Raw genomic sequence first — 12,050 nt, forward strand, 5'->3', positions numbered from 1 at the left:
AGTGCCAGTGCCAGTGCCAGTGCCAGTGCCAGTGCCAGTGCCAGTGCCAGTGCGGAGACGGGGGCAGGGGCGGCGTGCGCCTTTCTGGCCCCGGGGGGGAGTCTGCCAGTTGTTACCCGGCCTTTCATGCTGCATGACACGCAGGTTTTGTGTAATCACGGTTATGCCGTGCTGGTTTCCGCTGTAACGCACACGCCCTTATGGGCGGCAGAGCATCTGTCGCGTGAGAGCGTGCGGTCGGCATCCCACCTGCATCGGGCGGGGTCGTTTTATGAAGATACCCGTTGGCCCGGTACTAGCCATTTGAGCGACTTCGCCCATTCAGGCTACACGCGCGGGCATCTGGCCCCCAGTGCGGACCAGCCCGACCCGACGGCACAGTTTGAAACCTTTGCCCTCTCCAATATCGTGCCGCAGACGGCATCGCTCAATCAGGGGCAGTGGGCACGGATCGAGCGAACGGTGCGAAGTCTGGCCCGTAAGGAAGGCGAGCTTTATGTGGTGACAGGGCCAGCCTTCCACACCAGTCCTATTCCTACCATCGGTCAGAGCGGTGTTTTTGTGCCGAGTTCGACCTGGAAAGCCGTTTATTCGCCCCGTCGCGGGCGGGCTGGGGTGTATGTATGTAAGAATGTTAAAGGCCCACCACGCTGCGATACGGTGTCGGTGGCAACACTGATCCGCAATACAGGTGTGAACCCTTTCCCCGCTTTGCCCGATACGGTGCAGAATACTTTCTGGCATCTGCCATCGCCCCGCCGTCTGGATGAGGGTGGCTGAGGCGACAGAACGAGCACACACGGTATCCACGTCGGATGTACCCGTTATTCACAGACTTACCCGCCGGAGTATCCACGGAATCTGTGGACGAATCGCAATGGGGCCCTACGACGCCGTAAAGGCATGGTAAATCACCGTGCATTGTGGTGAGAAGCGCTTGCAAAATAAAACTCAAATTGAGTTATAGAAATATTAAATAATGTCCCTGTAATATTTTTTTTAGATTGCACGCAATTGAATGGCGTGGGTCAGGACACTATGTTTTCACAGGGTGGGGTAGGGAGTTTTGCTGTCTGCTCCCGATTATATGCTGAGATGGAATAAATATCATGCGTCTTAAATTCTCCCTTCTGGCTGCGGCAGCTCTCATGGTTAGCGTTGTTCCGGCTCAGGCTGAAACCCTTCATGCCCGGTGGGAGGAATACAAGGCTGGTCGGGCCATGCGCCATCTCTCAGCAGACGGGCAGAAAGCCATGGCAGACGTTTTGCAGGCACGTGACCTTTTGAGTCAGGGCAAAACCGATGCGGCAATCCCGCTTCTGTATGACGCGCAGAAGCGCTTTGCAGCCGCGGCTACGGATAACCATCGTTTCATGGCGGCGGAAAGCCAGTTGCAGCCCGCGCCGAGCCACCCGACCGCAGCAGACCACAAGCCGGTAACCGGGTCGGTGACATGGGTTCCTGTCGGTGGAGAACTGGTCGTAACCGATACGCTCGCACCTGAGAAAAAAGCTGCAATCCAGACTGCTAACAAGCAGTTGAAGGCCGGGCAGACCCAGCAGGCACAGGAAACACTGGCCGTTGTTGGGCAGGATACGGATTTCATTATTGCTCTGGCACCGCTTGAGCCCTCGCAGGGCGCTCTGAACCGTGCGAAGGTCTTTACGGAAGGGCGCCTGAGTTCGCAGGCGGTTGATGCCCTGAACGACCTGCTGGATGGAGTCGTGTTTGTGTCTGATGACTTTGTGGAACAGCAGGCTGCTTCTCCCACGGCATCGGCCCCTGCCAACACAGCCCCTGCGACTCCTGCTGCCTCTGCTCCAGTAGCCGCTCCGGCTGCGGCTCATTAATTCAGTCAGATAAGGTTCAGGCATGCGGGCGTTATGTGCCTCATGCCTGAATACTGGCGGTTAATCGCTATTTTTTCACGACGAAATGGCGGTGTAACCAGGAATCAGGCCCGAGAAAAAGGGCCTGATTTTTTTTGTTGCATTAGATGAGAATGTTTCTTATTATCAAAAAGTCACGGCGATGATGGTATCAAGCTGGTGGGGCAAGGGGCATCGCCGTGACACGCCATCCCCGGCGTTTTATCAAGCGATCTCGTACCCCCGAACCCTGCGGTCAGGCTTGCATCCCCGTCAAAGCCGCAGGGGTGTTGCACTCTCCTTGCCCCACCAGATTTTCCTTTCAGTTTTTCAGCGTTTGCCTTCAGGCAGGGCGCGATAGGGCACAACGCCACGGGCATCATTGCCTGTATCGAGCGCGCGGCCCGATACAGGTAGCGAGCGGTGGCTGCAATTATCCCGCACGCAGGCCCGGCAACCGGGGCCGATTGGTACCACAAGGCTGTGGTCTTCCATGTTCAGGCCCGCCGCATAAACCGTCTCCTGACCATTGGCGATGGTGCAGCCCAGTACGATGGCAATCTGGCGTGGCTTGTCGGCATAGGTCAGGCCTTCGCGGCTGACGGTGCGAGCAATGTTGAGGTAGATCGAATCATCGGTTGTTTGGGAAAGCTGCACCTGTATCTGTCCCGGCGTGGCAAAGGCCCGGAAAACATTCCACAGCGGGCAGGGGCCACCAAAGCGGGCCAGTGCAAAACGGTTTCCTGAAAAACTTTTGAGAATATTGCCTGCTATATCCAGTTTAAGAAAATAGAACGGAATGCCTTCCTGCCCCGGCCTTTGCAGGGTGCTGAGCCGGTGGCTGACCTGCTCGAAGCTCACACCAAAATGGCGGCGGATACAGTCAATGTCGTGGCGGGTCTGGTCTGCCACGTGCAGGAGCCGCGTGTAGGGCAGCAGCAGCGCTCCGGCAAAGTAATTGCCCAGATAAACGCGGGCCAGCGCAATGGCGTTGGTATCTTTGGGGCCTTCGCGCCGTAGAATGCGCGTAATAAGGGTATTGTGCTCAAGCTGGCCGATAATCTGGGCCAGATAGAACAAGGTGCTTTCCGGTGGCTGGTTGGGGGGCAGCAGGATACGGCGCTTTTGCCGGTCTATGCGCCAGACCAGACCTCTGGCTTCCATATCGGCATCTGGTGCCAGTGTCAGGCCGTGCTGGCTGAGTAGGTGGGCGGCAAGGGCTGTGCCGAGTGAGCCATCTTCTATCTTCAGGTTTTCGTAAAAGAGTTCGGCGGCGCGGTCGAGTTCATGAAAGTAGTTGCGGTGCTCCTGCACCCAGTCGCCCACGGTTTCGTAAGGTTCCTGCGGAAGAGAAAACGTAGCTTCATCCTCGCGGCGTTCGCGTTCGGCGGCATAGGCACGGTAGAGAGACAAAAATGCATCGCACAGGTCTGGGCTCTGGCGTACGGCCTCAGCCATTTTGACCAGCGGTAGCGGGCTGTTCTTGAAAAGCGGGTCGGCCATGGTTTCGCGCAGGGCCTGCACCTTATGCGCCTCGCGGGTATCGCTGAACCATGCCGGGGTGATGGTAAAATGCTCGCACAAGGCCTGTAGCAGATGGTCGGGCACGGGGCGGTGGTCACGCTCCATCTGGTTGAGATAGCTGGGCGAAATATCAATAATTTCCGCTAAAGAGGCCTGAGTAAGGCTTTCGCGCTGGCGGAGCTGGCGCAGGCGCGGGCCTGCAAAGAGTTTGGTCTTGTTCCTGGGCATGGGACGGACTTCGCAGACTTTGCAAACGGGAAAATTCCCTTCGCCTCTTTTTACTCTTATCTGCCTCCTGTTCCACACAACAGTCTGCGACATTTGGCGTGTCGTCATACCAGACCAAAGGTTGGACCAATGCAGTATCATGATGTTCGAGTGCATCCGGAAAGTGATCGTCTGCCGCGCGCGGATCAGCTTGCGTGGAAGATTGCCGAGGTTGCGGCGGACCCCGTGGCGGTGGAAGAGTCTGTCACGGACATGATCATCAACCGCGTGATCGACAATGCATCGGTGGCGGTTGCCTCGGTCAACCGTCATCCGGTCATGAGTGCGCGGGCCGAGGCACTGGCGCACCGCCGGGCTGATGGCGCAACCCTGTTCGGTATGGGGCCGGATGTGCGCGTGCATGCCGAATGGGCAGCATGGGCCAACGGTACCGCCGTGCGTGAGCTGGACTACCACGATACATTTCTGGCGGCGGAATACTCCCATCCGGGCGATAATATTCCGGGTATTCTGGCCGTGGCGCAGCAGTGCCGCCGGAGTGGCGCGGATCTGATCCGCGGCATTGCAACGGGTTATGAAATCCAGATCGATCTGGTGCGGGCAATCTGCCTGCACAAGCACAAAATCGACCATGTAGCGCATCTTGGCCCGTCGGTTGCCGCGGGTATTGGCACGCTGCTGCGTCTGCCCCCCGCTATTGTCTATCAGGCAATCGGGCAGGCCCTGCATGTAACAACGGCCACGCGCCAGAGCCGCAAGGGCGAGATTTCCTCATGGAAAGCCTACGCTCCGGCCCATGCAGGCAAGATGGCAGTTGAATCCGTTGATCGCGCCATGATGGGTGAAACATCGCCCACCCCCATCTATGAAGGGGAAGACGGCGTGATTGCCTGGATGCTCGATGGTAAGGACGCCCGCTACAGCGTGCCGCTCCCTATGGCGGGTGAGCCCAAGCGCGCCATTCTGTCGTCCTTTACCAAGGAACATTCGGCCGAATATCAGAGTCAGGCGCTGATCGACCTTGCCTTCCGCATGGGCAAGAAGATCACGAACTGGGATGATGTCGCCGATATCCTGATCGAAACCAGCCACCACACCCATTACGTGATTGGCACTGGCTCCAACGATCCGCAGAAGTTCGACCCCGGTGCCTCGCGCGAGACGCTGGATCATTCGATCATGTATATCGTGGCCGTGGCGTTGCAGGATGGTGAATGGCATCAGGTGCGTTCCTATGCCCCCGAGCGGGCGCGCAGGCCGGATACGGTGCGGCTGTGGCAGAAGATCCGTACGGTGGAAACACCAGACTGGACGGCCCGCTATCATGAAGCCGACCCCAACAAGAAAGCCTTTGGCGGGCGCATCATCATCCGCATGAAGGATGGTTCCGTTCTGGAAGATGAACTGGCCGTGGCCAATGCGCACACGCTGGGGGCCACGCCGTGGGTGCGGGCAGATTATATCCGCAAATTCCGCATGCTGGCCGAAGGTGTCGTGCCGGAAGCGGAAGTGGCGCGGTTTCTGGAAATCGTCCAGCGCCTGCCTACGCTTGAGGCGGGGGAACTGCATCTGCTTGAACTGCTCATTCCCGCACAGGACATGCAGCAGAATACCGCGCAGGGCATTTTCAATTTCGGGCAGGTGCAGGGGGCTGCGGCCATCCGCCAGCCTGCCGAGCTGACATCCTGACACAGGAAAAGAAGAGGGGAGCAGAACAGTGACCGCCGAACTGCATAAAAAACCCAAGAAATCCGTGGCTCTTTCAGGAACAGCCGCAGGCAATACGGCGCTGAGCACGGTCGGCCATAGCGGTAACGACCTGCATTATCGCGGTTACGATATCCGCGATCTGGCCAGCACCTGCACGTTCGAGGAGGTTGCTTACCTGCTCATACACGGCTACCTGCCCAATAGCGCCGAGTTGGAAGGCTACAGGCAGCGCCTGTGCGGCATGCGCGATATTCCTGATATCGTAAGGGCTGCACTGGAGCGTCTGCCTGCGGCCACCCATCCTATGGATGTGCTGCGCACTGCCGTATCGGTTCTGGGCTGCGCCCTGCCGGAGCGGAGCGACTGCCCCGCCGCCGGTGCGCGAGAGATCGCGGACAGGCTGGTGGCCAGCACGGGGTCAATGCTGCTGTACTGGTATCACTACTCCAATCACGGCAAGCGGGTTGAAACCAGCACGGATGATGAGAGCGTAGGCGGGCACTTCCTGCACCTTCTGCACGGCAGAAAACCGCAGGAGGACTGGGTGCAGGCCATGCACACATCCCTCATCCTGTATGCCGAACACGAGTTCAATGCCTCTACTTTCACGGCGCGTGTGGTGGCGGGAACGGGGGCGGATATGTATTCGGCCATTACGGGGGCCATTGGTGCCCTGCGTGGCCCCAAGCATGGGGGGGCCAATGAGGTGGCGCTGGATATCCAGCAGCGCTACCACACGGCCGATGAAGCCGAGGCGGATATACGCCGCCGTCTGGCGGAAAAGGAAGTGATCATCGGTTTCGGCCATCCGGTTTACACGATTGCCGACCCGCGCAGCGATATCATCAAGGATGTCGCCCGTGACCTGTCGCGCCGCAACGGCAGCATGCGCCTGTATAACGTAGCGGAGCGCATAGAGCGGATCATGGCTCAGGAGAAAAGGATGTTTCCTAATCTCGACTGGTTCAGCGCCGTTTCCTACAACGCCATGGGTATCCCCACGGCCATGTTTACGCCTGTGTTTGTCATGGCGCGTGTTACGGGCTGGTGCGCGCATGTCATGGAACAGCGTGTGGACGGCAAGATCATCCGGCCTTCGGCCAATTATGTCGGCCCCGATGTGCGGCCATTTATTTCCCTGCGCGAACGCGATGGGTTGGAGAACGCAGCATGACCTACCTGATCGGAGCGGATATGAACGCAATCCCCGCGGGGAAGCGGTTTCGCGCTCTCATGAGCCAGAAAGGCATTATGCAGATTCCGGGTGCCCATAACGGGCAGGCGGCCCTGCAGGCGAAAGATAACGGGTTCAATGCCCTGTATCTGTCAGGGGCGGCTATGACCGCCAGCATGGGGCTGCCTGATCTGGGGATCATTACCGTGGAGGATGTCTGTTTTTTCATCCGCCAGATCGTGCGTTCAAGTGGGTTGCCGCTGCTGGTTGATGGCGATACGGGCTATGGCGAAACCCTCAACGTCATGCACATGGTGCGGGCTTTTGAAGATGCGGGTGCGGCTGCGGTCCATATCGAGGATCAGATACTGCCCAAGAAATGCGGCCATCTGAACGATAAAAAGCTCGTTTCGCCGCAGGATATGGCGCAGAAAGTGGCTGCTGCTGCAAAGGCCCGACGTGATATGGTCATTATCGCCCGTACGGATGCCGCAGGCTCCGAAGGGATCGATGGTGCGGTGGCCAGAGCCCGCCTGTATTACGAGGCCGGGGCGGATGCGATTTTTCCAGAAGCCCTGACATCTGTTGAGATGTTCAAGGAGTTTGTCAGACGTCTGCCTGATGTGCCGCTGCTGGCAAACATGACGGAGTTTGGCCGCACGCCTTACCTGAGTGCCAGCGAGTTTGAGGAAATGGGCTACGCCATGATTATCTGGCCTGTCAGCTCCCTACGGGCAGCCAACAAGGCGCAGGATGAGCTGTACAAAACTATTGCCCGGACAGGTGGCACTCGTGATATGCTTGAAAACATGCAAACCCGCGAGGAACTTTACAAGACTATCCGTTATTATGACTATGAAGCTCTCGATGCGGGTATTGTTTCTACCGTGTTGCCGCATATTGGTCAGCCTGATCGGAGTGCCGCCTGAATATCGGCTGACTGTGTAAACATTTTTTCTGTCCCGAACAAAAATAATAAAAAGGGGAACGGAGTCATGACAGACACAACAGTGATACCTAACGGTTTTTACGAAAGCTATCCCGCTCTCATGTCCGCTCAGGGGCTGGATTCCATGCGTGAGCATGCCAGCCGTGACCCTGACGGGTTCTGGCTGCAACAGGCCCAGCGCGTGCACTGGCATAAAAAACCCACGCGCGGGTTTAGCGGCAGCTTTACGGGTGATGTCTCAATCCGTTGGTTCGAGGATGGGCAACTCAACGTGTCCGTCTGCTGCCTTGACCGGTTCCTGACTGAAAAGGCCGATCAGGTTGCGCTGATCGCCCATCGCGAAGGGCATGGCCCGGCTGAAAAACTGACCTACACCATGCTGCATGAGCGTGTGTGCCGCCTTGCCAATGCCCTGAGCCATCTGGGGGTTGAAAAAGGCCAGCGCGTGGCGATCTGCCTGCCCATGTGTTCCGAGGCCGTTGTGGCCATGCTGGCCTGCGCGCGTATCGGGGCTGTGCATGTGGTGCTGTTCGGTGGTTTTTCCGCTGAAGGCATTGCAGAGCGGCTGGTGGACAGTCAGGCGGTGGTGGTCATTACCGCCAGCACCGCACGCCGTGGCGCGAAAATGGTGTCGTTCAAGGAAACTATGGATGCAGCGTTGCAGCGGGCTGGTGCGTCCAGTGCCGTACATTCCATGCTGGTGGTGCGCACATCGGACGAACCGGTGATGATGCTGCCGGGGCGTGACCATGACTATCATGGTTTTGTCGATCATTTCGAAGCGGATTTCGTGCCGGTGATCATGAAGGCGGAAGACCCGCTTTTCATGCTTTATACCTCTGGTAGCACCGGCAAGCCCAAGGCCGTGGTGCATAGCTGTGGCGGCTATATCGTGTGGGCAGCTTACACCATGGGCATGGTGTACACCTTCCGCCCTGACGATGTGCTGTGGTGCACGGCGGATGTGGCATGGATTACGGGCCATACCTCGGTTGTGTACGGGCCGCTGGCCAATGGCGGTACCACCATGATTTCCGACAGCCTGCCCGGCCACCCTTACCCCGGCCGGTGGTGGGATCTGGTGCAGGAAAACCGGGTGACCATGCTGTTCACGGCCCCGACAGCCGTGCGGAGCATGATGGCCGAAGGGGATGAGGTGGTGAAAAAGCGCGACCTCAGCTCGCTGCGTCTGCTCGGGGTGGCAGGCGAGCCGATCAGCCCGGATGCTTGGCTGTGGTACCATGACGTGGTGGGCCAGAAGCGCTGCCCCGTTGCTGATACATGGTGGCAGACCGAAACGGCAGGGGTGGTGCTGGGGCCGGTGCCGGGTGCGCAGCCGCTCAAGCCGGGTTCTGCCAGCACGCCACTGCCCGGTGTGGCCATGCGGGTGATCGACCCGCAGGGCAAGACTGTGGAAGGAGCCGGGGAGGGAGCGCTGTGCATTGCCCGTTCATGGCCCGGTCAGGCGCGGACAATCTGGGGGGATCATGCACGGTTCGTGCAGACCTATTTCAGTGCTGCTCCCGGCCTGTATTTTACAGGGGATGGCGCGCGGCGTGATGCGGACGGCTATTACTGGATTACCGGCCGTATGGACGACGTGATCAATATTGCAGGCCACCGTCTAGGCACGGCAGAGGTGGAAGACGTGCTGGGTGAAGACCATCGTGTGGTGGAGAGTGCCGCGGTGGGGATTCCTCATCCCGTCAAGGGCGAGGCGCTGGTGGTGTTCGTCATTCCGCGTAAGGATGCGGCGGGTGAGCTGACGGAAGACGGCATAGGGCGTTTTGTGGCCAAGCAGCTTGGCCGCTATGCAGCACCCGAGGCGGTCTATCTGGTACCTGATCTGCCCAGAACGCGTTCGGGTAAGATTGTCCGCCGCCTCCTGCGTAAGATCGCACAGGGCGAGACGGAAAATTTTGGCGACCTGTCGGCACTTAACGACATGGCGGTGGTCAAGATCCTGTGCGACAGGGTGTGGGCGCAGTCCACTTTTGGAATGGGGGTTCCCGAGCAGGCCAGGGCTTGAACCTCAGCTAAAGTCCTGCATGACGGGCTTGCCAGGCGCGGCAAGAGTGAAAGGTCAGGGAGTGTTCCCTGGCCTTTCCATTTATGCGGTGTTCAATCCTGTAATGTAGCGATGTCCAGGCGGCGCACGGATAGAAAAGGCGGGCGAACGTTTTTTTTGGTGGCGGGCAGGGGCGGTAGTATGTCCAGCACACTGTCCCGTGGGGAGTAGCGCGACCCCACCATGACAGGAAGTTGACTGGAACTGGGAACAGAGCCCAGTGCTATAAGTGTCGAGATAGCTGGTAGAAGTCGGAACATAAAGCACGCCTTTTCGCTGCCGCTCGTCCATTCTGCGCGTTTATCATTTAATGAAGCATTAAAAATGTTTTTGTGAAACTATTTCCATCGGTTTTGTTCTGCCTATTCAGTAATACGCTTTTTACAATTCGTGTTCAGGCAGGGCAGAGCGGGTGCGCTCCGTCTTTCAGGCTACAGGGGCGGGAGGAACTGGTGTAATGGTGCTCTCACTGCCAAAACCGGACGAGCGTAGCACGGCCCGTCATGTCGTTATCGCCTCTTTTCTGGGGTGGATGCTTGATGCCTGTGACTTCTTTCTTGTGCTGTTCACGCTTGATAATGTCGCACATGGCTTTGGTGTATCCCTTGAAGCCATTCTGCTGGCCCCCACGCTGACACTGGTGACAAGGCCTATAGGGGCCTTTCTGTGCGGGCGTGCAGCGGACCGCTATGGGCGCAAGCCGGTATTGCTGGCAACAATCTGTGTCTATTCGCTGATTGAACTTCTTTCTGCTCTGGCACCGGGGCTGGGGGTGTTCCTGTTCCTGCGCGCGCTGTTTGGCGTGGCGTTGGGAGGGGAATGGGGTGTCGGGGCTTCGCTGATGATGGAAAGCGTGCCGCCCGGCTGGCGTGGCACGGCTTCAGGCATTTTGCAGGCGGGGTATCCTGCTGGCTACCTGCTGGCCTCGTTGCTGTTCCTGCTGCTGCCGGTGATTGGCTGGCGTGGCCTGTTTGTGCTGGGAAGCTGCGCTATCTTCTCGGCGCTGTATATCTGGCTATGCGTGCCGGAGAGCCCGGACTGGCTGGCCCGCCAGAAAGCCGGTGCTGGCGCGCCGGCAGGTGAGCGCGCCCCCGGATTGCTGGCCGTGGTGCGTAACAATGCCATGCTGTGCGTGTTCGCCGTGGTGCTGATGTCCGCCTTTAATTTCATGAGCCATGGTTCACAGGATTTGTACCCCAAGGTCTTCCTGGGGCTGGAACGGGGCCTGCCTGCCCCCACCATTACCCTTATGGTGGTGCTGTACACGCTAGCGGCCATGGCGGGAGGCCTGTGTTTTGGCATGCTTTCACAGCGCATAGGGCGGCAATACGCCATTGCTCTGGCGGTCTGTCTGGTGTTGCCGGTTCTGCCGTTATGGACCTTGCCGCATTCAGCTCTGTGGCTGGGTGTAGGGGCGGTGTGCATGCAGTTCTGTGTGCAGGGAGCATGGGGGGTGGTGCCTGCTTATCTGAACGAGCTTTCTCCGGCTTCGATCCGGGCGACGTTTCCGGGGCTGGCCTATCAATGTGGCAACCTGTTTGCTGCCAGCACACCTTTGCTGCAAACGGGCATAGCCCGGCTGTGCGGTGTGGGGCTTGCTCCTGCGCTGATGGCGGTTGTAGGCGGTGGCGCGCTGGCCGTGCTGGTGCTGACCTTGCTCAATGCTCGGAGGCAAAAGGCTGAATCGGGCCTGTATGAGGGGTCACCCTTTGCTGATAGTGCGGAGGTTTGAGGGATGGTGCAGGCTGCATTTGTGCCGGTGGTCCAAGCCGCCTAAACAGGGGGCACTGGTAACGCTCGGCATGGGAAGTCATGAAGGATCTGTTTGAAGGACATCATGTAGGGACCTCGCGCCCGCTGAAACTGTCTGATGATGTCGTGAGTACGGCCACGTATGGCGGCCCGGAAAAATGTTACCGCTATACGCTCCGGCGCGTATGGGACCCGACACGGCCCCTGCTGATGTGGTTGATGATGAACCCTTCCGTGGCGACAGAGCAGGGGGATGACCGTACGGTGGCCAAGTGCCAACGCTATGCCCGGGCCTGGGGGTATGGAGGCATGCTGGTGGGCAACACCTTTGCCTATCGCTGCACGGATCAGACACGCCTGCTGGAAACGCCGGACCCCGTGGGGCCGGATAACGATGCCGCCCTGCTGGCCATGGCGCGCGAGGCCGATAAGGTGATCGCGGCTTATGGTTCGCCACATCATCGGGAATTGCGCGCGCGCGGGCCTGAGGTTGTGCACGGCTTACAGGCCCATGGCATTGCGGTTTATGCGTTGCGGCTCAGCACATCGGGGCGGCCGTGTCATCCGCTCTATCTGCCCGCCAGCCTGACACCGGTTCTGCTGCCTGAACAGGTAGGATAGGCACAGGCCCGATATGGCCCGTGTTGACGGCAACGGCGCATCGGTATCGGATGGGGCATGTAATGATGATGGGTAACAGAAGGAACGCAGGATCGTGACGGAACAGGGCAGCGCGCAGAGTGAAAACGGGCAGGGTGTGGCGCAGGGTGGCTATCT

The 12,050-nt window shown here is 58.9% G+C and carries 9 protein-coding genes; 8 read left to right on the forward strand and 1 reads right to left on the reverse strand.

The genetic code is table 11. The features are described from left to right. Positions 1-780, forward strand: a 780-nt coding sequence (locus ABF757_RS03300) for a DNA/RNA non-specific endonuclease (RefSeq protein ID WP_415480891.1), incomplete at its 5' end; no start/stop codon positions are given. 329 nt (positions 781-1,109) lie between these two features. Then, positions 1,110-1,850 (forward strand): YfdX family protein, encoded by a 741-nt coding sequence (locus ABF757_RS03305; RefSeq protein WP_415480892.1) that lies wholly within the window; start codon positions 1,110-1,112, stop codon positions 1,848-1,850. Between the two features lie 348 nt (positions 1,851-2,198). Here ABF757_RS03305 and ABF757_RS03310 read toward each other — a convergent pair whose 3' ends face one another. Beyond that, the gene (locus ABF757_RS03310) at positions 2,199-3,620 is read right to left on the reverse strand and encodes a helix-turn-helix domain-containing protein (protein WP_415480893.1); all 1,422 of its coding nucleotides are present in this window, start codon (positions 3,618-3,620) and stop codon (positions 2,199-2,201) included. Between the two features lie 129 nt (positions 3,621-3,749). Between ABF757_RS03310 and ABF757_RS03315 the strand changes: the two genes are divergently transcribed. From ABF757_RS03315 to ABF757_RS03340, 6 genes are all read left to right on the forward strand, one after another. Continuing rightward, entirely contained in the window at positions 3,750-5,309 is a 1,560-nt protein-coding gene (locus ABF757_RS03315) for an MmgE/PrpD family protein (protein ID WP_415480894.1), read from the forward strand. Between the two features lie 28 nt (positions 5,310-5,337). Next, entirely contained in the window at positions 5,338-6,504 is a 1,167-nt protein-coding gene (gene prpC, locus ABF757_RS03320; protein WP_415480896.1) for a bifunctional 2-methylcitrate synthase/citrate synthase, read from the forward strand. Continuing rightward, entirely contained in the window at positions 6,501-7,433 is a 933-nt protein-coding gene (gene prpB / locus ABF757_RS03325) for a methylisocitrate lyase (RefSeq protein ID WP_415480897.1), read from the forward strand. Before prpC ends, prpB begins: the two co-directional genes overlap by 4 nt. A 66-nt stretch (positions 7,434-7,499) precedes the next feature. Further along, on the forward strand, positions 7,500-9,482 hold the full coding sequence (acs, locus tag ABF757_RS03330) for an acetate--CoA ligase (protein WP_415480899.1): 1,983 nt from the start codon (positions 7,500-7,502) through the stop codon (positions 9,480-9,482). Between the two features lie 496 nt (positions 9,483-9,978). Continuing rightward, positions 9,979-11,253, forward strand: a complete 1,275-nt coding sequence (locus ABF757_RS03335; protein WP_415480900.1) for an MFS transporter — start codon at positions 9,979-9,981, stop codon at positions 11,251-11,253. 80 nt (positions 11,254-11,333) lie between these two features. Continuing rightward, positions 11,334-11,894 (forward strand): DUF1643 domain-containing protein, encoded by a 561-nt coding sequence (locus tag ABF757_RS03340; protein WP_415480902.1) that lies wholly within the window; start codon positions 11,334-11,336, stop codon positions 11,892-11,894. Positions 11,895-12,050 lie beyond the last annotated feature (156 nt).

This window comes from Acetobacter papayae (assembly GCF_047721125.1).
In the GTDB taxonomy this organism is placed as follows: domain Bacteria; phylum Pseudomonadota; class Alphaproteobacteria; order Acetobacterales; family Acetobacteraceae; genus Acetobacter; species Acetobacter papayae.